The sequence below is a fragment of the Sphingopyxis sp. H053 genome (assembly GCF_001468225.1).
Taxonomy (GTDB): Bacteria; Pseudomonadota; Alphaproteobacteria; order Sphingomonadales; family Sphingomonadaceae; genus Sphingopyxis.
On record NZ_LNRU01000006.1, the window covers coordinates 104,731 to 125,786 of the forward strand.

General features: G+C 64.9%; 17 protein-coding genes, 1 tRNA gene and 1 riboswitch. Of the genes, 9 read left to right on the forward strand and 9 right to left on the reverse strand.

What is annotated here, in order from left to right; translation table 11 throughout:
• Nucleotides 1–137 precede the first annotated feature (137 nt).
• The 4 genes from ATE70_RS12950 (at nt 138) to ATE70_RS12965 (ending at nt 7,657) form a co-directional block, all read left to right on the forward strand.
• Entirely contained in the window at nt 138–2,456 is a 2,319-nt protein-coding gene (locus tag ATE70_RS12950; protein ID WP_331458520.1) for an autotransporter assembly complex protein TamA, read from the forward strand.
• Entirely contained in the window at nt 2,456–6,691 is a 4,236-nt protein-coding gene (locus tag ATE70_RS12955) for a translocation/assembly module TamB domain-containing protein (RefSeq protein WP_058538327.1), read from the forward strand. Before ATE70_RS12950 ends, ATE70_RS12955 begins: the two co-directional genes overlap by 1 nt.
• Complete coding sequence (locus ATE70_RS12960) at nt 6,691–6,912, forward strand: hypothetical protein (protein ID WP_058538328.1); 222 nt, start codon at nt 6,691–6,693, stop codon at nt 6,910–6,912. Before ATE70_RS12955 ends, ATE70_RS12960 begins: the two co-directional genes overlap by 1 nt.
• Nucleotides 6,891–7,068: riboswitch (yybP-ykoY riboswitch) on the forward strand. It overlaps the preceding gene by 22 nt.
• Before the next feature lie 16 nt (nt 7,069–7,084).
• Nucleotides 7,085–7,657, forward strand: coding sequence for a TMEM165/GDT1 family protein (locus tag ATE70_RS12965; protein WP_058538329.1), 573 nt, complete (start codon nt 7,085–7,087; stop codon nt 7,655–7,657).
• On the opposite strand, the gene galE is transcribed toward ATE70_RS12965, so the two are convergent.
• Nucleotides 7,654–8,670, reverse strand: coding sequence for a UDP-glucose 4-epimerase GalE (gene galE, locus ATE70_RS12970; protein ID WP_058538330.1), 1,017 nt, complete (start codon nt 8,668–8,670; stop codon nt 7,654–7,656). The two genes, ATE70_RS12965 and galE, sit on opposite strands and share 4 nt — an antisense overlap.
• Nucleotides 8,671–8,844: 174 nt before the next feature.
• On the opposite strand from galE, the gene ATE70_RS12975 reads away from it, so the two are divergent.
• Both ATE70_RS12975 and ATE70_RS12980 read left to right on the forward strand, forming a co-directional pair.
• Nucleotides 8,845–9,366, forward strand: coding sequence for a sigma-70 family RNA polymerase sigma factor (locus ATE70_RS12975; RefSeq protein ID WP_082639862.1), 522 nt, complete (start codon nt 8,845–8,847; stop codon nt 9,364–9,366).
• 1 nt (nt 9,367) lies between these two features.
• The gene (locus ATE70_RS12980; protein WP_058538331.1) at nt 9,368–10,015 is read left to right on the forward strand and encodes an NrsF family protein; all 648 of its coding nucleotides are present in this window, start codon (nt 9,368–9,370) and stop codon (nt 10,013–10,015) included.
• Nucleotides 10,016–10,018: 3 nt separating this feature from the next.
• On the opposite strand, the gene ATE70_RS12985 is transcribed toward ATE70_RS12980, so the two are convergent.
• Genes ATE70_RS12985 through ATE70_RS12995 form a run of 3 tightly spaced genes read right to left on the reverse strand, consistent with a single transcriptional unit; the run spans nt 10,019 to nt 12,190 of the window.
• Nucleotides 10,019–10,342 carry a DUF3325 family protein gene (locus tag ATE70_RS12985; protein ID WP_058538332.1) on the reverse strand — a complete coding sequence of 108 codons (324 nt, stop codon included), beginning with the start codon at nt 10,340–10,342 and terminating at the stop codon, nt 10,019–10,021.
• Nucleotides 10,332–11,939 (reverse strand): PepSY-associated TM helix domain-containing protein, encoded by a 1,608-nt coding sequence (locus ATE70_RS12990; RefSeq protein WP_058538333.1) that lies wholly within the window; start codon nt 11,937–11,939, stop codon nt 10,332–10,334. Before ATE70_RS12990 ends, ATE70_RS12985 begins: the two co-directional genes overlap by 11 nt.
• Nucleotides 11,936–12,190 carry a hypothetical protein gene (locus tag ATE70_RS12995; RefSeq protein ID WP_058538334.1) on the reverse strand — a complete coding sequence of 85 codons (255 nt, stop codon included), beginning with the start codon at nt 12,188–12,190 and terminating at the stop codon, nt 11,936–11,938. Before ATE70_RS12995 ends, ATE70_RS12990 begins: the two co-directional genes overlap by 4 nt.
• Nucleotides 12,191–12,320: 130 nt before the next feature.
• Between ATE70_RS12995 and ATE70_RS13000 the strand changes: the two genes are divergently transcribed.
• Nucleotides 12,321–14,642: a TonB-dependent siderophore receptor gene (locus ATE70_RS13000; protein WP_058538335.1), complete on the forward strand. Its 2,322-nt coding sequence runs from the start codon at nt 12,321–12,323 to the stop codon at nt 14,640–14,642.
• A 398-nt stretch (nt 14,643–15,040) separates the two neighbouring features.
• Nucleotides 15,041–17,278, forward strand: coding sequence for a hypothetical protein (locus tag ATE70_RS13005; RefSeq protein ID WP_058538336.1), 2,238 nt, complete (start codon nt 15,041–15,043; stop codon nt 17,276–17,278).
• A gap of 23 nt (nt 17,279–17,301) precedes the next feature.
• On the opposite strand, the gene ATE70_RS13010 is transcribed toward ATE70_RS13005, so the two are convergent.
• From ATE70_RS13010 to folK, 3 genes are all read right to left on the reverse strand, one after another.
• The gene (locus ATE70_RS13010) at nt 17,302–18,051 is read right to left on the reverse strand and encodes an HAD-IIB family hydrolase (RefSeq protein ID WP_058538337.1); all 750 of its coding nucleotides are present in this window, start codon (nt 18,049–18,051) and stop codon (nt 17,302–17,304) included.
• Nucleotides 18,052–18,236: 185 nt separating this feature from the next.
• Nucleotides 18,237–18,312 (reverse strand) — tRNA-Lys (locus tag ATE70_RS13015).
• A 43-nt stretch (nt 18,313–18,355) separates the two neighbouring features.
• Nucleotides 18,356–18,877 (reverse strand): 2-amino-4-hydroxy-6-hydroxymethyldihydropteridine diphosphokinase, encoded by a 522-nt coding sequence (gene folK / locus ATE70_RS13020; protein WP_156419621.1) that lies wholly within the window; start codon nt 18,875–18,877, stop codon nt 18,356–18,358.
• A gap of 23 nt (nt 18,878–18,900) precedes the next feature.
• Between folK and ATE70_RS13025 the strand changes: the two genes are divergently transcribed.
• Nucleotides 18,901–19,590, forward strand: a complete 690-nt coding sequence (locus ATE70_RS13025) for a uracil-DNA glycosylase (RefSeq protein WP_058538338.1) — start codon at nt 18,901–18,903, stop codon at nt 19,588–19,590.
• On the opposite strand, the gene ATE70_RS13030 is transcribed toward ATE70_RS13025, so the two are convergent.
• Both ATE70_RS13030 and ATE70_RS13035 read right to left on the reverse strand, forming a co-directional pair.
• Complete coding sequence (locus ATE70_RS13030) at nt 19,551–20,027, reverse strand: RNA pyrophosphohydrolase (RefSeq protein ID WP_058538339.1); 477 nt, start codon at nt 20,025–20,027, stop codon at nt 19,551–19,553. The genes ATE70_RS13025 and ATE70_RS13030 overlap by 40 nt on opposite strands.
• Entirely contained in the window at nt 20,024–20,971 is a 948-nt protein-coding gene (locus ATE70_RS13035; RefSeq protein ID WP_058538340.1) for an alpha/beta hydrolase, read from the reverse strand. Before ATE70_RS13035 ends, ATE70_RS13030 begins: the two co-directional genes overlap by 4 nt.
• Nucleotides 20,972–21,056 lie beyond the last annotated feature (85 nt).

The window sequence follows — 21,056 nt, forward strand, 5'->3', positions numbered from 1 at the left end:
TGTCGGAGAGTTAGCTTGTCAAATGGGGAGAAACGGGTTGCACAGCCATATCTCGCAAGCCACAAGTGCGTACCGGTGGCCAGCGAATGAAAAAATCTGAAAATTCCTGTGTATCGTCAGGCAGCCGATCCTCGCGGGTGCGGCCGCTATTGATCGGTGCGACCTCTTTTCTTTGCCTCGCCTGGGCCGGCGCTGCCCATGCCCAGCAAGTCGAACCGCCGCAGGTCGTCCGGACCGTCGAAACCACCAAGACCGACCCGATCGCAGCGCCTTCGCCACCCCCGCCCGATGCCGTGCTGCCCGAAGTGGCGCCGATCATCGAGGATGAGGAGTTCGAGAAGGCGATCCCGCCGATCAGCGCCGAGGACGACGCCGAGCTCGACCGCCCGCTGGAATCGATCGCCGATTTCGAAAAACGTCAGGCGGCCGACGCCGCGAAAGGCGCAAAACCGGCCGCGGAGGGAACCGCAGAAGCGACGGTCGAAACGCAGCCGCCGCAGGTGGATGGCGTTCCCGTGCCGGCGCTGGCCGATGGGGATACTGTCGAGGCGATCGGCGACGCTCCCATAAGCGATAGCGAGCTTGCGGCCCCGCTGCCGCCGCTCGAAAACTTCGACGTCGAGCCCGTCCAGTTCGCCGAGGCGGAGGACGACAAGGACAATGTCAGCGTCGCCTATACCGTCAAGCTCAACGGGCTGGACGCCGCCGACGATAGCACCGATGTCGACCTAGCCGATCTGTTCGGCGACTTGTCGGCGCTGTACGACGGCGACGGCAAGGCCGACAATACGGCAATGATCCGTGCGCGCCTGACCGCCGACGGCGAGCTGATGCACCGTATCCTCGCGTCCGAGGGCTATTATGATGCGGTCGTCGATACGCGGATCGACCGCGGCGAGCGGCAGGAAGGGCCGGAAGGCCAGCAGGGCGAGCAAGGTCAGCAAGGCCAGCGCCGGTCGATCACCGCCGTCATCGATGTGAAGCCGGGCAAGCGTTACACGCTGGCCGATATCGTCATCAACGCCGCGCCGACGGTCCCGCCGAACCTGATCGCCGACAATTTCCCGCTCGCGGTCGGCGAACCGATCGTCGCGCAGCGGATCCAGGGTGCCGAAGCCGCGATCGCGCTCAAGCTGCCGCAGGAAGGCTATCCGTTCGCCAAGGTCGGGCAGCGCGACATATTGCTCGATGGCGCGACGGGCGACGGCGTCTACACCTTGCCCGTCGATATCGGCAAACGATCGCGCTTTGGCGGGATCGAGACGACGGGCGAACTCGCTTTCGATGCCGAGCATGTCGAGGTGCTCGCGCGCTTCAAGCGCGGCGACCTCTACGACAGCCGCATGGTCGACGACCTTCGACAGGCGCTGGTCGCCACGGGGCTGTTCGCGACCGTCGCCGCCGAACCTCAGCCGACGGGCGAAAGCGCGGGCGACGATACCGAATATGTGACGATGCTGGTGACCCAGCAGGCTGGCCCGCCGCGCACGCTGGCTGCGAGCGCGGGTTATGGGACGGGCGAGGGCATCAGGCTGGAAGGCAGCTGGACGCATCGCAACCTTCTGCCGCCCGAAGGCGCGCTGACCTTCCGCGGTGTATTGGGGACGCAGGAACAGGGGATCGGGGCGACGCTGCGCCGCTCGAACTGGGGACGCCGCGACCGCACAATGGAGCTCGTCACCGAGGTTACGCGCAGCAATTATGATGCCTTCAATGCGATCACGGGCCGTGTGGGCGTGCGCGTCAGCTATGATTCGACGCCGATCTGGCAGAAGAAATTCACCTATGCCTATGGCGCCGAGCTGATCGCGACGCGCGAGGATGATTATGATTTCACGACGGGCACGCGCTCGTACGATTTCTACACCATCCTCGGGTTGACGGGACAGGTCGGGATGGACCGCACCGACAGCCTGCTCGACCCGACGAAGGGTTTCCGCATCACCTCGCTGATCCAGCCCGAAGGCTCGCTCGCCGGGAGCTTCTCACCTTATGCGCGCCTCAGGGCCGACGTCAGCGGCTATTATCCGGTGACCGACAGCATCGTGGTCGCGGGGCGGGTGCGCGTCGGGTCGATCCTTGGTGCGGCGCGCGAAAAGTTGGCGCCGTCGCGGCGTTTTTATGCAGGCGGCGGCGGCTCGGTGCGCGGCTTTGGTTATCAGGAACTCGGGCCAAAGGATCCGAACAACGACCCGATCGGCGGCCGCAGCGTCGCCGAGGCGGCGTTCGAGGCGCGCTATCGCTTCGGCAATTTCGGTGTCGTCGGCTTTGTCGACGCCGGGCAGGTGTATCGCTCATCGGCGCCGACCTTCCAGAATCTGCGTTTCGGCGCGGGGATCGGCGCGCGCTATTACACTAACTTCGGCCCGATGCGTTTCGACATCGCGACCCCGATCGGGCGCAAGCCGGGTGAGGCGCGCGTCAGCGTCTATGTTTCGATCGGGCAGGCGTTCTGATGGCGGACGACGCGCCTTTCGCCGAAGAGGGAGCCGCGCCGGCGAAGGCCTCGAGCTCGTGGCCGCTCACCATATTGCGTTGGGTCGGGCTGACCCTGCTCGGGCTTGTGCTGCTGTTTGCACTGTTCCTCGTCGGGCTCAACAGCGACGCCGGACGGCGTTTCGTCGTCACCCAGATCGAGAAATATGAATTCGAAAACGGGATGAAGATCGGCATCGGCCGGCTCGACGGCTCGCTTTATGGCCAGATGATCATCCGCAATTTCACGCTGTCCGACACCAAGGGTGTGTTCATCGCATCGCCCGAGGTCAGGGTCGACTGGCGGCCGATCCGCTATCTGGCGAACCATGTCGATGTCCGCTCGGCCACCGCCGCGACGATGACGATGCGCAAGCTGCCCGAGTTCAAGGTCGTTCCCGACACCGGCGAGCCGCTGCTCCCCGATCTTGATATCGACGTCGGGCTGGTGCGCGTCGACCGTTTCGTTTTCGAGCCCCCGGTGGCGGGCGAGCGTCAGGTCGCGAAATTGAGCGGCAAGATCGCGATTGCCGACCGCCGTGCACAGGTCACCGCCAATGCCGAAACGATCGCGGGCGGCGGCGGACAGGGCGATGCGCTGAAGCTGGTGCTCGACGCGGTGCCCGAGGCGAACCGGTTCGCGATCAAGCTCGACCTCACCGCGCCGCAGGGCGGGGTGCTCGCGGCGATGGGCGGCTTCAAGGAAACGCTGACCGCGAAGCTCGACGGGCGCGGCGACTGGAAGGCGTGGAACGGCAATCTGACCGCGAACCTCGGCACGGCGCCGCTCGCGCGCGTCGCGCTTACGGGGCGTGACGGCACGTTTGCCGCAAAGGGGACGGCGCAGGCCTCGCGGCTGCTGACCGGGCCGATGACCGAGATATTGGGCACCGAAACCGCGATCGACCTGACCGCGCGGCTTGAGGAGCGCAAGGCCGCGATCGACGGGCGGCTGTCGTCCGATGCCGCGCAGCTCGGGATCAGCGGCGGCATTGACCTTGGCAACAGCCGCTATGAAGGGCTGAAACTCGCGGCCAATATCCTCCGCCCGAGTGCGATTGCCCCGGCGGTGCGGGCGAACGGGCTGCGCGCGACGGCGACGCTCGACGGCGCCTTCGCGTTGCCGACGGTCGATTATCGCGCCGATGCCAACAGCCTCGCGTTCAACGACATTGTCGTCGAGGGGATCAGCCTCGCGGGCAAGGCGCGCGTCGACGCCGACCAGATCGTCATCCCCGTCGCGGGCCGCGCAGCGCGCATCCGCGGGCTCGATACCGTCGCGGGCGGCACGCTGGTGCAGGTGCGCCTCGACGGCGACCTGGCTTACAGCAACGGCCGTATCCTCAGCGACAATCTGCGCCTGCGCTCGCCGCGTATCGATGCGAAGGCGATCATCATCGCCGATCTCAACAAGGGCTTTTACACGGGCGCGATCGACGGGCGGATCAACGATTATCGCATCGAAAGCGTCGGCATCTTCGACATCGACACCGACGCCGATCTGAAGACCGCGCCGCGCGGCGGGTTCGAGATCGTCGGCCGCGTCCGCGCGCGCTCGACCAAATTGTTCAACTCGGGCGTGCGCGATTTCCTCGGCGGCAATGCGACCGCGTCAAGCGACGTGCGCTATGGCACCGACGGCATGATCCGCTTTGCCAATCTGCGGATGTCGGCGCCGCGGCTGCGGGTCACGGGCGGGCAGGGGAGCTATGCGCCCAACGGCCAGATCCGGCTGACGGCGCGGGCGAATTCGACCGACTATGGTCCCGTCGGGGTCCAGCTTGCCGGGACGATCACCGATCCTCGGGCGGTCGTAACCGCCGCGCGTCCGGGACTCGGGATCGGGCTCGCCAATCTGGTGGCAAAGATCAACGGCGCGAAAAACGGCTATCGCCTCGCGGCGACCGGCGACACCGATTACGGTCCGCTGTCGGCCGACGTCGTGCTGCTCACCGCGTCAGGACCGCTCACGATCGATGTCGAGCGCGGCGACCTGTCGGGGATCGGGTTCAACGGCCGGCTGGTCAAGAGCGACGCGGGACCCTTCGTCGGCCAGCTCAACGCGTCGGGGCAGGGGCTCGGCGGTCTCGTCCGCCTGACTGCCGCGGGGCAATATCAGGCCGCGGCGATCAACGTCCGGGCCAATGATGTCGTGCTCCCCGGCGCGGCGAAACTTGCGGTCGGGTCGGCAATCGTCGATGCTGATGTGACGCTCTATGACACGCCGCATATCGTCGCCGATATCCAGATCGCCGACACGCAGATCCGCGACTATGATATCGCGGTTGGCCGCGTGAAGATCGACTATCGCGGCGGCGCCGGCAAGGCACAGGCGCTGGTCGAGGGCACGAGCGGTGTGCCGTTCCGCATCGCCGCCAACGCCGACCTCCAGCCCAAGCTCTGGCGCGCGGCGGTGCAGGGGCGCGCGACCGGGATCAATTTCCGCACGACTACGCCCGCGCGCATCATCCCCGGCGCCGACGGCTACGAACTTTTGCCGACGAACATCACCCTCGGCCGCGGCAGCCGCGCGCGGATTGCGGGGCGCTTCGGCGACGGCATCATGCTCCAGAGCCGGCTCGAACGCGTCAACATGGCGATCCTCAACGCAGTCTATCCCGACATGGGGCTCGGCGGCCGCGCGACGGGCAGCCTCGATTTCGAGCAGGCCAATTCGGACAGCTTCCCGCGCGCCGACGCGCGGCTGACGATCACCGACTTCACCCGCACCACCGCGGCGTCGGTCAGCCAGCCGGTCGACGTCAATTTCGCCGGCAAATTGCTGGCCGACGGCGGCGAGGCGCGCGCGGTGATGCGCAAGCGCGGCAGCGTCATCGGGCGAATGCAGGCATCGCTGCGCCCGCTCGGCGCTGGCGCAGGCACTTGGACCGAACGGCTGATGGCGGCGCCGCTGGGTGGCGGCATTCGCTACAATGGTCCCGCCGACACGCTCTACTCCTTTTTCGGCCCGGCGACGCAGCATGTGTCGGGACCGATCGCGGTCGCCGCCGATTTTAGCTGCAGCGTGTCCGATCCGTGCCTGCAGGGCGTCGTTCGCGGCAAGGACATGGTCTATGAAAACCAGACCTATGGCACGCGGCTGACCAATATGGTCGTGAACGGCCGCTTCACCGGCAACCGGCTGGAGATCGAGCAGCTGACTGCGACCGCCGGCGACGGCACCGTCCAGGCCAAGGGCTATATCAGCCTTGCTTCGGCCGACGGCTATCCGATGAATATCTCGGCGACGCTCGACAATGCGCGCCTCGCCAAGAGCGAGAATATCGCCGCGCGCGCGACGGGCAATCTGACGCTCGAAAAGGTCGCGGGGCAGACCGCGCTCCTGTCGGGGAGCCTGCGCTTGCCCGAAACGCGCTATCGCATCATTCGCGAGGGCGCGGCGCAGGTTCCGGTGCTCACGGGGGTACGGCGCAAGCCGCCCGCGGGGCGCCAGCGGATCAGTGGCGACGGGCTCGCGGCGGTCGGCGGCAGCCTGTTCGACCTCATCCGCCTTGATATCGCGCTGAAAGCGCCCGACGAAATCTATGTCAGCGGCATGGGGCTCGAATCCGAATGGAAGGCCGATGTCGTGCTGCGCGGCACGACGCAGGATCCGCGCGTCACGGGCGAAATCGAGCTGGTCCGCGGCACGCTCGGCTTTGCGGGGCGCTCGTTCGAGCTTCAGGAGGGCCGGGTAACCTTCCCGACGGGCGAAGCCTTCGATCCCGCGATCCGCCTGCTCGCGAGCGATACGATCGAGACGGTGACGGTGAGCATCAGCGTGACGGGCCGCGCGAGCAACCCGCAGATCGCCTTCTCGAGCGTTCCCGGGCTGCCGCAGGACGAAATCGTCTCGCGCATCCTGTTCGGCGATTCGATCACCACGCTGTCGCCGCTACAGGCGGTGCAACTCGCCTCGTCGCTCAACACGCTCAGCGGCAGCGGCGGCGGATTGAGCCCGCTTGGCTCGCTTCAGTCGGCGACGGGAATCGACCGGCTGCGCGTGCTCGGTCCCGACGACACCGTCGGGCGCGGCGCGGCGCTGGCGGCCGGGCAATATATCACCAAGGATATTTATCTGGAGGTGATCACCGACGCGCGCGGCTATACGGCGACGCAGCTCGAAATCAGCCTGACCCCGGCGCTGTCTCTGCTCAGTCAGGCGGGTGGGTCGGGCGGATCGAACCTCAGCATCCGTTACCGCAAGGATTATTGATGCGCGCCGCCGTCCTGCTCGTCCCGCTGCTGCTGCTCGCGGCGTGCAAGGACGAGCCGCGTTTCGAGGAACGCTACGACAAGGCCGCGAAGGAGATCGAGGCGCGCGCGAAGGCGATGGACGCCGACATCGCCAAGTCCGACGCTGCCGCATCGGCCGCATCGGAAGGCTTGCAACCCGCGGCCAAGCCGTCTAACGCGCCTCCGTCATCTGGGGAGTAGCCAGCCGTCGTTCGCGACGGGCCACCGTGTCAACATACTCGGCCGAGAGGTCGTGGTGCGGTGGAAGCGGGAGACCGCTTGGGCGAGACCAATGGCATCGACCTTCGTCCGGGCCGGGCGGCGGGTTCGGTGTCTATTGGAATCGCGAAGCCGCTCGGCCCCGGAGTACCCCATGGAAGCCCTGTTCACCTCGACCGCCGTCGTCGCGCTCGCCGAAATCGGCGACAAGACGCAGCTGCTCGCGATCCTGCTCGCGACACGGTTCAACCGCCCGGCGCCGATCATCCTCGGCATTTTGTTCGCGACACTTGCCAACCATGCGCTCGCGGCGCTGCTCGGCGCATCGGCCGCCGCTTTCCTCGACAGCCCGGTTTTCCGCTATGCGATCGGCCTGTCGTTTATCGCGATGGCGGCGTGGACGCTGATCCCCGACAAGTTCGAGGACGATGACGCGCCAAAGCCGAGGTTCGGGGCGTTCCTGACGACGCTCGTCGCCTTCTTCCTCGTCGAGATGGGCGACAAGACGCAGGTCGCGACGATCGCGCTCGGCGCGCAATATCACGACGTCGTTTCGGTGACCGCGGGCACGACGCTCGGCATGATGATCGCCAACGTTCCCGCGATCTTCCTAGGCCACGAACTGCTCAAGCGCGTCGATCTGGCGAAGGTTCGCAAGGTCGCTGCGGGCCTGTTCCTCGTGATCGGCCTGTGGGTGCTGGTGCAGACCGCGGGCTGGCTGAGCTAGTCGGCGTTGCGCCCGGCAAGGGTGCGCTCGAAATTCCAGCTCGACGAGCACATGGCGTCGAGATCGCGCTCCGCCGTCCAGCCCAGCTCGCGCGCGGCGCGGTCGGGGCTGGCGAAGCAGCTTGCGACATCGCCGTCGCGGCGCGGCGCGATGCGATAGGGTATGCGCACCCCGTTCACGCGCTCGAACGCCTCGACCATGTCGAGCACCGAATAGCCCTGGCCGGTGCCGAGGTTCCAGATCGACAGCGGCTGGTCGGCCTCTGCGATTGCGGCCAGCGCCGCGACATGGCCGTCGGCGAGGTCGACGACATGGATATAATCGCGCACTCCGGTGCCGTCGGGCGTGTCATAGTCGTTGCCGAACACCGACAGCTCGTTCAGCCGCCCGGCGGCGACGCGGCTGACAAAGGGCATCAGATTGTTGGGAATGCCGTTCGGATTTTCGCCGATCAGCCCGCTGTCGTGCGCGCCGACCGGGTTGAAGTAACGCAGGATCGCGATCCGCCATTCGGGATCGGCGGCGGCGACGTCGGCCAGCATTTCCTCGATCATCAGCTTGGTGCGGCCATAGGGGTTCGTCGCCGAGGTCGGGTGATTCTCGTCGAGCGGCAGATATTGGGGCTGGCCATAAACCGTGGCGCTCGACGAGAAGACGAGCGTCTTCGCGCCGCAATCGGCCATTGCTTCGAGCAGCGACAATGTGCCGCGGACGTTGTTGTCGTAATATTTCATCGGCTCGGCGACCGATTCCCCGACCGCCTTCAGGCCCGCGAAATGGATCACTGCCTCGATCCTATGGTCGGTCATGACCTGCCGCAGCGCATCGCCGTCGCGGATATCGCCGGTGACGAGCGGAATCGGCTGGCCCGTGATCGCCTCAAGCCGCTCCATGACCGAGGGATCGCTGTTCGACAGATTGTCGAAGCACACCACATGATGGCCGCCCGACACAAGCGGCGCCGCGACATGGCTGCCGATATATCCTGCGCCGCCGGTCAGTAGAATATTCATCGCTCGATCATCTCCATTCGCGCGCAGCGACCGTCGCGGATGGACCTATTCTATCCGCGACATCCTGCCAAATCATTGTCCGCCGGCCATTCGCCGGTTTTGGTGTAACCTTCGCTGCGATATCGGCGAACAGGTCTTCAAACGCCGTCATTCGCTTTTGTTAGGATTCGCCAATTGAGCATCGACGAACCTTCGCTGGCGCGCCTGATGGCGGCATCGCAGCGGGGGGATCGCGCGGCCTATCGTGCGTTGCTCGGCGATTGCCGCAAATGGCTCACGCGCTATTTCGCGCGGCGGATTGCGCCGCACCATATCGACGATCTCGTCCAGGAAACTTTGGTGTCGATGCACCGCAAGCTGGCGACATGGGATAGCAGCAGGGCTTTCCTCCCGTGGCTTGCGGCGATCGCCCGCTATCGCTGGATCGACATGCTCCGCCGCCAGCGCGACGAGGCCGAACTGGGCGACAACGACGCCGCGGTCGGCGCCGAGGACGAGGCGGTGCACGCAAAGCTCAGCATCGACCATCTAATGACGCTGCTTCCGCCGGGGCAGGCGCAGGCGATCACGCTGGTGAAGATCGAGGGCGCTTCGATCGCCGAGGCATCGCAGATTTCGGGGCAGAGCGAATCGCTCGTCAAAGTGAATATCCATCGCGGGCTCAAAAAGCTCGCCGAACTGATCGAGAGTGAGTGAGATGAAGGACGCATCGATCGACGAGCTGATCGACGGCTTGGCAAGCGACCTGAAGCCCGTTCGCCCACGGCGCGTCGTGCGCGGGTCGCTGTGGGTCGCGGCCGGATGGCTGGGCGTCGGCGCTTTGCTGGTCGGGCTGTTCGGGAGGCGGCACGATCTCGCCACGGGCGCAATGCCGCCGCTTTCGATGCTTGCCTTCTGGTTGCTCGCCGCCGCGGGTGTCGCCGCGGTATGGAGCGCGCTGCGCATGGGGCTGCCCGGCGTCGGGCGCGACTATGGCGGCTGGCGCTGGGCGGTGGGCGCGTTGCTGGCGTTGCCGCTCGCGGCGCTGTTCGTGTTTTTCGGCGATGCGCATGGCCCCGCTGACACCGCGCGGCGCGGCTTCGACATTCACTGCCTCGCGCAAGGCGTGGTTTCGGGGCTGGGCGTCGGGGCGGCGCTGTTCCTTTGGCTCCGGGCGAGCGCGCCGACCTCGCCGACGCGCGCGGGCTGGGTGATCGGGGTTGCGGCGGGCGCGGCGGGGGCAACGATCGTCGCGCTGCTGTGCTCGAGCGACGACCTTGTCCACATCACGCTCTGGCATGCGTCGGCGGTGCCCTTCTCGGCGATCGCCGGCCGGCTGATCCTGCCCGGCTTCCTGCGCTGGTAAGCGTCAGCCGAGCGGTATCAACATGCCAAGCGCCACCGCCGCGGTGGCGAGTCCCGTGACCAACGTACCCCTCGGCCAGCGTGAAAGCAGCAGCACGAGCGGCAGCCCGGCGATCGAGACCATGCCGATGAAGGCGACGGGCCCCTGATAGGGACCGAAGTCATGGACGGCGCGCCATGCCGCGAGAACGAGCAGCACGACGGCGAACGTGCGCAGAGTGGCGACAGTCGGAAGGCGCTCGACCGCGACGTCCCGCCGCAACCGGTGGGTGCTCAATGCAAGGCACGCGAGCGCCGCATAGGAGAGAAGGGCCGGCTCAACGCGCATCGACGGCCTCGCGCAACGGGTTGGCGGGACGCGCTGCGGCGCGGGGTTTCCGTGCCGGGTGCGACGATATTTGCGCGGCCCGCCAGGCGCCGAAGCCAAGCAACGCGCCCGTCGCAAGCATCGCGAGATCGAACGCGACGAACAACCAGTCGCCGTTCGCGAAAGACCGGACAAATCCCCGATCGGTCGTGAGCGCGTTGACCAGCGGCAGCGCAACGAAAGCGACCGCCGCAATCGCCAGCGTTTCGGTCCAGGCGCGGCGGATCGGCCGCACACAGGCCAGCGCTGCGAGCCCGAACCAGGTCCAGAACATGATGCTCACCTCGACGTCCCCGCGCGCTGGCAGAGTCGCCGGCAGCAGGCGGTTGGCGAGGAGGAAGGCGGCCATGCCCGCGGGAAGACAGGCGATGGCGCCGACGTTCAGCCGCTCGGCCAATCTTATTCCGAAGAAGGGCTCCGCGCCCGGACGCTTGCGCTTGACCGTCCACAGCATGAGGCCCGTGCCGACCATCGCCGTACCCGCAAGGCCGAGCAGGAAATAGGTCCAGCGCAGCACGGGACCGGCGAAGCTGCCCATGTGCAGACCGAGCATGACCCCGCTCGTCTCGGCAGCCGGACCGGGAGGTGGGGATGCCGATAGCCGCCGCCCGTCGACGCCCGAAAAGACGATCGATCCGCCGCGCGCGTTGAGCCGATCCTTCGCGCTCTGGAACAGGGTGATGGTAGCCGTCGCGTCATTCGGATTGCGGACAACCATCGTCGCGGGCCGGCCGCCGCCCCATTCTTCGGATGCCCTGGCGATGAGCGGCGCGACGGGCGTCAGCGCGGCAGGGAGCCCCGTTGCCTCGCCGTCGGGCTCGGCGCCGAAGACGGCGGTCTCGAACGTCGCCGGATCCTTGTAGTTCGCCTCGATCGGCCACGGCATATACATCGCGACCAGCGTGATGAGCCCGGTGTAGGTGATCATCGCGTGGAAGGGCAGGGCGATCACCGCCGATACATTATGCGCATCGAGCCAGCTGCGCTGCCCCTTGCTCCACCGCAGCGTGAAGAAATCGACGAAGATGCGTTTGTGCGTGATGACGCCCGAGATGATCGCCGCCAGCATCGCCATCGCGCAGAGCCCGGCGAGCCAGCGTCCCCACGGATGCGGGATCTGCAGCTGGAAGTGAAAGCGATAGAAATGCTCGCCGCCGCGCGTGTCGCGCGCGGTCACTTCTTCGCCCGTCGCCGGGTCGAGCCGCAATTCGGCGCGGCGCGGCGCCGGCTTCGCATTCGGATCGGGGTTCGGGCGCTCGCGAATGAAGATGCGCGTCGCGGTCGTGCGCGCATCGGGCAGGGTGATGAACCATTGCTCGGCGGTCGGCGCGACCTTTTGCAGGTGTGCGACCGCGGTGTCCGCGGCGGTCGCGGGCGCGACCGGGTGCAGGTCGATCTCGGGCTGCATCCAGCGCGTGATTTCGGGCCGAAAATAGCTCGCGGTCCCGGTGAGGAACATCGCGAACAGGATCCACCCCGCGAGCAGCCCGAGCCAGCCGTGGATCCACGCCATCGACTGGCGAACGCCCGGCGCCTCGTTCGATGCCACTTTGCTCATAGTGCTGGTCCGAGCAGCCACAGAATTCCGACCGTCCCGAACGCAAGACCCCAGATGGCGACCGCGACGCGGGCAAGCCGGGTTTCATGAAAGGCCCAGAGGAGGAGGCCCGCATAGACAAGGAACGACAACGTCATCGCCCATATCGTCGCCTCGGCGCGGTCGACCGGCGCGATCCGCGCGAGCAGCGAGACGAAGCCCGCCGCCGCGGCATAGCCGCCGACGATCGCGGTAAATGCCCGCGCGGCCATTCGGCCGTTCGCGATAGATGAGCCCGCCATTTTCCCCTTCATCGTCAATCGTCCGACTTCGACTTGCCCTAAACAGATTATGCGACTAGCTGCAACTGCGAATCTGTAGCAATAGCAATAAGGGGTTATCATGAAGCCGAACTCGCGCGCCGTCGTGCGGTCGAATCTGTCGCGCGCTGCGCTTGCCGCGGCGATGCTTGTGGGCGCGCAACCAGCTTGGGCGGCCGAAGACGCGGCCGAGAGCGGCGGGGCAGGCGAGACGATCGTTGTGACCGGCCTCCGCGAAGCCAGCGTCTCGTCGGCGACCAAGACGGGAACCCCGCTGATCGAAACGGCGCAGACGATCACGGTGATCGACAGCGAAGAACTCGAGCGCCGCAATGCGATCTCGCTCAACCAGGCGGTAGGCTATGTCGCCGGCGTCGCGGCGAACCAGCGCGGCGGCACGGTGTCGCGTTACGACCAGATGTATCTGCGCGGATTTTCGCCCGGCTTCTTCCTCGACGGCATGCGGCTGATCGCGGGGCCCTATTCGACCCCGCAAACCGATTTCAACCGCATCGAGCAGATCGACATCATGAAGGGGCCGGCATCGGTCCTTTATGGCAATGGCACCCCGGGCGGCCTCATCAACCTGTCGAGCAAGAAGCCCGAAGCCGAAGCGTTCGGCCGCTTCGAGGCGCAGGTCGGCAATTATGACAGCCTGCGCTTCGTCGGCGACATCAACCAGCCGCTCGATGCCGAGGGCAAGTGGCGCGTGCGTCTTGTCGGCGGGTGGCAGAAGGCCGACGGCTTCACCAAGCGCACCGAGAGCGAGCGCTATCACATCAGCCCGATGATCGCCTTCGCGCCCGACGACCAGACGAACATCACGCTCATCGCATCCTATCAGCATGCGCCGTCGGGCAGCGGCTATTCGGGCGTGCCGGCCTATGGCAGCGTGCTGCCCAGCCCCGCCGGCCCGGTCGAATATCATATCAACACCGGCGATCCCGCCTATGAGGTCTATGATCACAAGCAGAAGTCGGTCGCACTCTTGTTCCGGCGCGAGTTCAACGAACATCTGGCGTTTCGGTCGAACGTCCGGTTCCAGAACAACAAGCTGAGCTACCGCCAGCTTTATGTGGGCGGCTTTGCGACGACGGGCACCGGGCTCAATATCAACACCGATTACAGCACGATCATCCGCGGCGGCGGCGGCGCCGACGAGGATTTCGACACGCTGACGATGGACAGCAGCTTCAACGCGAAGTTCGAAACCGCGGGCATCGAGCACGACATCTTGGTCGGCCTCGATTATCTGCGGATCACCGGCGAGAATTTCCAGCAGTTCAATACCGGGCAGACCGCCAACCCGCTGACGAGCATTCCGAACCTCAACCTCTACGCGCCCGTTTATGGTGTCGGCATCCCCAGCCTCGACCTGAAGCTGCTCTCGGCTGCCTACACGAACAGCTATACGACGCGCGACCAGACGGGCATCTATATCCAGGACCAGGTGAAAATCGGCGGGCTCCACCTGATCGCGAGCGGCCGTTGGGACTCGTATGACCAGCGCACGCTCAACAAGAAGAACCGCGTGCTGACGCCGCTCTCGCAAAGCGCCTTCACGATGCGCTTTGGCGCGCTCTATGAGTTCGAATTCGGCCTGTCGCCCTATGTGAGCTACACCGAATCCTTCGAGCCGCAGGCGGGCGCCGACTATCTCGGCAATCCCTTCTCGCCGACCACGGGCAAGATGTATGAAGCGGGGCTCAAATATCAGCCGCGCGGCCTGAACGCGCTCATCACGCTCTCGGCCTATGAGCTGAAGCGGCAGAATGTTCCGGTCGGCGATCCGCTCGCGGGCACCGGCGGCCGGCCGGCGAATTCGCAGATCCAGATCGGCGAAACGCGCGTCCGCGGCGTCGAACTCGAAGCCCGCGGCGAGCTCCGCCCGGGGCTCGATATCATCTTTGCCGGCACCTACACCGATGCTTTGATCACGCAGGGCGCCCCCCCCGTTCCCGCCTCGGCGCCGACGCTCACCCGGCTGGGCAGCACCGGCACGCCGTCGACCACGGGCACCGTCCCGCTCGGCGTGCCCGAGTGGCAGGCATCGGGCTTCCTGTCGTACGATTTCGGCCGCGGCGGGGCGGGCGAAGGCTCGCTTGGCGGCCTGAGTCTCGGCGCGGGCTTCCGCTATGTCGGCGGCTCTTTCGGCTCGACGAGCTACAAGGTCGTGAACAGCGTGACGACCTTCGAACTGTTCAAGACGAAGAGCTTCACTTTGTTCGACGCGATGCTCGCCTACGACCTCGGGCATGCCAGCCCGGCGCTGGACGGCCTCAGCGTCGCGGTGAACGCACAGAATCTGTTCGACAAGCAGCACGTCTCGTCCTGCTTCTTCTCGAACAGCTGCTATTTCGGCGCGTCGCGGACCGTCGTGGGGTCGCTGCGCTACAAATGGTGAGGTTTCGCCGGGTTCAACCGGGCGGACAGTCGAAAGGCCGGCTTTCGGGCAAAGCGTCCCGAAGGCTGGCCTTTTGCGTGCCACGTCGGCACCGAACTGCCATTATATCGATGGAATGATGGTGGCGCTGCGCGGCGCGCTTGAAAGCGCGTGCCAAGCGAGCGGAAAATATACACGCATCGGTGTTTTGCTCCGTGCAAATTGCGCCTGCAGGCTCCAACTGATGAAAGCTGCCATTGGCTCAGATCGCTGGCCGACATCGCACGGTGCGCGGTCGCCAAGCTGTTGTAACTGAAAACGCTAAGATATTCTGGAGCGCCTACTCGGTAATGATCAAAGGGTGATACAAGGGGGATGGATGAACGTAAGCCGCTTGGCGCAGTAAGAAGGAATACCAAATGGTCGATAATTTGCCGAACCGCCGCGAGCTCATCCAGCTTGCAAGTGGCGGTCTTTGTGGAGCTTCCGTCGAAGATATCGCCCGTCGTGCCGGCTTGATTGCCGGCGTTCCCGTGCCTGCAAATGCCACCAGCGCTGAGATGATTGAACTCCTGAACCAAGCGGTCAATGAAGTCGCCGCTGCAGCAGGTTACTCGATCATAGACCCCGTAGTCGCCGCTACCACTACAAACATTTTGCTCTCCGGTGCGCAGACAATCGATGATGTAGCAGTGGTTCCCACCGACCGCGTGCTGGTGAAGAACCAGAACAGCGGTAGTGAGAACGGCGTTTATGTCGCCGCTAGCGGCGCTTGGTCGCGCGCAGCGGACTTCAATACCAGCGGTGCGGCAGTTACCGGGGCGCTCGTTCAGGTCGACGGGGGCGATCAGGCCGGTGCTTGGGCTTTGGCCACCAAGGGTATGATCACCGTCGGCACGACGGAGCAGACTTGGCAGCCCCACTCTTATCGCAGTTCGGCCAAGGTGCCCTTCAAACGATCCGGCGACGGAATGGTAGTCCGCAGCGTACATGAAACGCTGCTCGACAATGCGGTTAGTGTCGAGGACGGAGGAGCTCTAGCTACAGCCGCCGACAACGCCGCCGTAATCGGTAGATTGCTCGATGCGCAGAAGCAGATGAACTCCGTCACCTATTCCGATGGTGGCGCCGTCGCGGCGGACGCGGTCAAGAGCGTCACCCTGCCGAGACAGTACGCCGTTAAGGCTCCCTCGACGCTATGGGCCAAGACAGCGGTACGGGGATTGAATGGCTTGGCCAGCGGACTCACGCTCGCGAAAGATGCCACCGGAGACGAGATTTTCCGTGTGGGTGGCTCGAAATTGCAAACGGGCTGGGCGAACGAATGGAGGATCGAGGGCGGCGCCTACAGCGTTCTCAAGGCGGGCGGAGCATTTGTGCGCAAGCACCCTGATATCGCTCATGTTCACGACACATCGGGTGGGTCCTTTTTGACCAACTATCGCATCGCCGACGTCGACATTGCCGCCCCCTATGGGATCGCGTTGGGAGACTGCTACAGCCAATGCGCCACCTTCGAGCGCATCCGTTTCGTCGGCCGGGCGGAGCAGCTCATCAACGTCCAGGGGCACCATCTGATGTTTCGGGACATCGACAAGACGGGATTCACGGGAAGCAACAGTGACCCCCTGATTCGCGTTGGCGATCCCACCAACAAGAACCCCACCACCCATGTCACTTTCCAGAATCTGGTCCTCGACCTCAATGGCAACGCCAGGAAAGACAGTCTCCACGTCGTTAACGCCAAGAACACGCTGATCGACGGATACCATCACGAACTGAGCGCCTTTAAGACCATGCTGCTGGTGGAGCAGAGCTATGGCACCGAGTTGCGCCGACCTATCTTCGTATCCTCGCGGACCGATGGCCTAATAAAGATGGTCAATAGCGATCTTCGAAGGGACGTCCACGAGGCGGCCGCGAATAGGTGGTGGGATGAATATGATCGGTCTGGCAAGTGCCCCATCCGCATCAGCCGCTTGCGGTCCTATTACTCGGCGGTGCTACCGATCCTTGAGGATATCACCGTCAAGGAAATTCAGAACGTCTCTGCCTCGGAGCCGATGATCGACGTTGTCGCGATGAACGTGATGGGTAATCTCTTGAAGAACCCTGCGTTTGTTGACGGCACGGCTGGCTGGACCATCCCCGCTGGTGCGACCGCCACCCTGATAGCAGGCAATAAGGCAATATCTGACGGTCAAATCCTGCGCCTAACGTGGGCTTCCGACACTGATGGCATATTTTATGTCATGCAGACCATTGCTGGCAACTTCACCGATCGGGCGATCACTTATGCCATGACCGCCGAAATCGGCAGCAATGGACGGGTTACCGACAAATCGTTCATGGCCCCGGGCGAAACCGGCTTCGGCGTCAACCAGGGGCGCATCTACGCGAACCAAGGCTTTGTAAAATCGGCGGCGGTGAGCACCAACAGCAAGGGCCACGCCGCCTATGCTATCGTCAACCCCCGCGCCGGCTGGCATTATGATATCCATCTGCTCGAGGCTGGCTATGGCCGGCAGATCGCGTCGATTTTGCCGCTCCCGATGCTGCCGAAAGTCGCTGATCCCGTCGACCTTGCCACGGCTCTCAAGTCGATTGCATCGATCATCGATACCCTGCAGGCGGCGGGAATTATGCGAACCACATGATTTGGGCTGCCATCGGCGGGATTTTACCTCTTTTGGCAGGCGACAATCGCTCCGATCACAGCCAGTGTTTCCTCTGGATCGCGAACGCGGACGGTGTCCAGGCCGAGTTGTTTCGCAGGATAATCATTCCCGCCCGGAAAGATCGCGTCGCCGATGAACATCATCGCGTCGAGCGGTATGCCGCTCGCGTCGCGCAGTTTCTTGAGGCCATAAGCCTTGTCGACGCCTTCGCGCGTAATATCGATCGAGGTCGCGCCGCCCATGTTGATCGACAGCCCCGGCAGGCGCGTGCGCAAATCTGCCTGAATGATCTTCCGCTTCGCAAAATCGGGATCCCAGATTTCCTTGGCGTGAATCGGCGCCTGCTGGCCGAGGGCGGAAAATGTGATCTGGCTGCCGCGATCTTCGATCCGTTCTCCCCATGTTTCCTGAGGTACGAAGCCGGTAGCTTCGAGCGAAGCGTCGAAAGCCGCAAATATCGTCTGTTTTTGCGCCTCATCGAAGAGTTCGGCGTAGACTGGGGACCATTTCCCGTCGCCGTGGGTATAAAGCTTGGTTCCCGTTGTCGGCATCAACCATAGCTGCGCGAGATTAGCGCGCTGCGGCAATCGGCTGGCTACCTGTTTGTCGAACTGGGGCCAGTCGCCACCGGATATGACGGCGACCTGGGCCACCTGCAGAAGATCGGCGAACGCCTCCGCCATCCGGTCGGACAGCGGCTGTTTGCTTTCAGCGAGAGTTCCGTCGAGATCGAATGCGACAAGCTGCTTCATCTGGGAAAGCTCCTGGAGAAAATCCGACGCAGGGCTGGCAGCCCGCTCCGGTGGCATGCAGGCTACTGCCTCTAAAGTCAGGATAATCAGGTTGAGCGCGAGCGCTTGCCATAGCCGATGTGAAGGGAAGGAATGTTGCCTGGAGCATTCCTGGTTCTGAATGAAGTAATCAAGCCTCTGAAAAGTGGTGAGCCCTGCTGGGTTCGAACCAGCGACCTACTGATTAAAAGTCAGTTGCTCTACCGACTGAGCTAAGGGCCCATCGCGGCGCCGCCGAAGCGGGCTTGCGAAGTGAGCCGTCGCCCTAGTGCGCCGATGCGGTCCGGTCAACCGGCTTTGGACGCGCCAGGCGCGCGGCGAGTTGGCGGACGCTGCGACCATGCAGCGGATGCTGCCATTCGGGGACGATCGCACGCAGCGGGCCGAGCACGAACGCACGCTCTTCGATGGCGGGATGCGGGATGGTCAGTGTGCCGTCGGACCAGGCGCCGCCCGACCAGAGCAGGATATCGAGGTCGAGCGTCCGTGCGCTCCAGCGCTGGCCGGTGCGGCGGCCGAAGCTCGCCTCGATCGCTTGCAACCGTGCGAGCATTTCGGGGGGGCTGAGCGGCGAGGCGACGAGCGCGACGGCGTTCGCGTAGCGGCGGCGCGACGGGCCGAGCGGATCGCTCGCGATGATCGGGCTCGCGTCGACCGCCTCGATATCGGCGCTCTCCAGCGCCGCCAGTGCGGCGAGCAGCACCGCGCGCGGGTCGCCGAACCGCGCATGGCGCCGATTCGATCCGAGCCCGATGGCGTAGAGGGGAAGCGGCATTGCGTTGCTCATGGCCCCGCGCCTATCGCAGATGCGTGGAAATTGACAGCCCATTGCCCGGAACCGAGCCGCCGCGCGATTGCCCGCGCTGCCCGCGGCTCGTCGCGTTTCGCCGCGAATGCCAAGCCGAGCATCCCGATTGGTGGAATGCCCCGGTCCATGCGTTCGGCGATCCCGATGCGTGGCTCGCTTTTGCGGGACTCGCGCCGGGCAAGCATGGCGCGAACCGGACCGGCCGGCCTTTCACCGGCGACTATGCTGGCGACCTGCTGTTTGCGACGCTCGCCGAATTCGGGTTGAGTCGGGGCCGCTACGATGCGCGCATCGACGACGGGTTGACGCTCGACGGCGCGATTATCGTCAACAGCGTCAAATGCCTGCCGCCCCAGAACAAACCCACGCCCGCCGAAATCGCGAATTGTCGCCCGTTTTTCGAAACGCAGCTGGCAGCGTTGCCGAAAGTTCGCGTGATCATCGCGTTAGGGCGGATCGCGCATGACGCCACGCTAAGGGCGGCTGGCGCGCGCCTCGCGGGCTCCCCCTTCGGCCATGGCGCAGTGCATATGCTGCCCGACGGACGGCATCTGATCGATAGCTACCACTGCTCGCGCTACAACACGAATACCGGGCGGCTGACGCCCGAAATGTTCGCCGAGGTCTTCCGCACCGCGCTGACGCTCAAGGATCAGACGAGCGGGCCGAATTCCTCGACCAGCCCGCGGTAAAGGACGCGCTTGAACGGGACGATCAGTTTCTCGATCTCGTTCAGCTCGGCCCATTTCCACGCGCGGAATTCCTGATGCTTGGTGTGGATGTTGACGTCGCCATCCTCACCCATGAAGCGCATCAGGAACCAGTGCTGGCGCTGGCCGCGATATTTGCCGCCCCACATCTTGCCGATCAGATGGTCGGGCAGGTCATAGAAATATTCCTCGCGGCTGCGCGCGATGATTTCGACCAACCCGCCATGGACGCCGGTTTCCTCGCCGAGTTCGCGGATTGCCGCTTCCTCGGCATCTTCGCCATCGTCGATCCCGCCCTGCGGCATCTGCCACGCCTCGCTCGACGTATCGAGCCGCTGGCCGACGAAGACGCGGCCATCACGATTGGCGAGCATGACGCCCGCGCAGGGACGGTAAGGGAGAGAGCTATGGTCGATCATGCCGCCCCGGTAGCTTCAGCGACGATCGCTTTCAATACGGTCAATGCCCCGCGAATATCTTCTTTGGCGCTCGGAATCCCCTGCGCGAGGTTGATATAGCCGTGAATTGTTCCCGTCGCCTCGCGATAGGTGGTCGGCACCCCGGCCTCGATCAGCTTTGCCGCATAGGCGCGCCCCTGATCGCGCAGCGGGTCGAGCCCGGCGGTGATCAGCAGCGTCGGAGGCAGTCCCGCGGCCGGAAAATCGAGCGGCGAGGCGCGGTAGTCGGCGGGGTCGGCGGCGTAATGATTGCCGAACCAGGTCATGCTGCCCTGCGTCAGCAGATGGCCTTCGCCGAAATCGCGATAGCTTTGCCAGTCGTCGTGCGTCGTCACGGCGGGATAAATCGGATGGATCGCGATCACCGGTTTCGAGGCCGGCTTGTCGCGCAGCGTGAGCGCGGTGGCGATCGTCAAATTGCCCCCGGCGCTTTCGCCCGAGAGGACAAGCCCGGTGCAGGGAATGTTGTCGGCGACCCAGCGCGTCGCGGCCTCGCAATCGATCGGCGCGGCGGGGAAGGGGTGTTCGGGCGCGAGGCGGTAATCGACCGCGATTACGGGCATGTCGAGCAGCCGCGCCGCTTCCGCGCAATAGGCGTCATGCGTGTCGAGGTCGCCGATCACCCAGCCGCCGCCATGATAGAAAACCATCACCGGGCCGGTTTCGCGGGCCGGGCGGTCGTCGTAGATGCGGATAGCGATCTCGCCGGCGGGGCCGGGGATGGTGCGATTCTCGACATGCGCGATCTCGCCGCGCGGCACATCGGCGAGCTGGCCCATCATGCGGAACATCGCGCGCGCGCCCTCGGGTGGCATCTCTTCCATCTTCGGGCCTTCCTGCGCATTCAGGAAAGCAAGGAAAGCCGCCACGTCGGGGCGCGTATATGGGGTGGTGCCGTCGGTCATCTGCGTCTCTCCCTGATCGCCATTTTCGCCATGCTATTCGGGATCGGCGGGGCAAATTCAATCCCGAAATGAAACTCACCTGCGC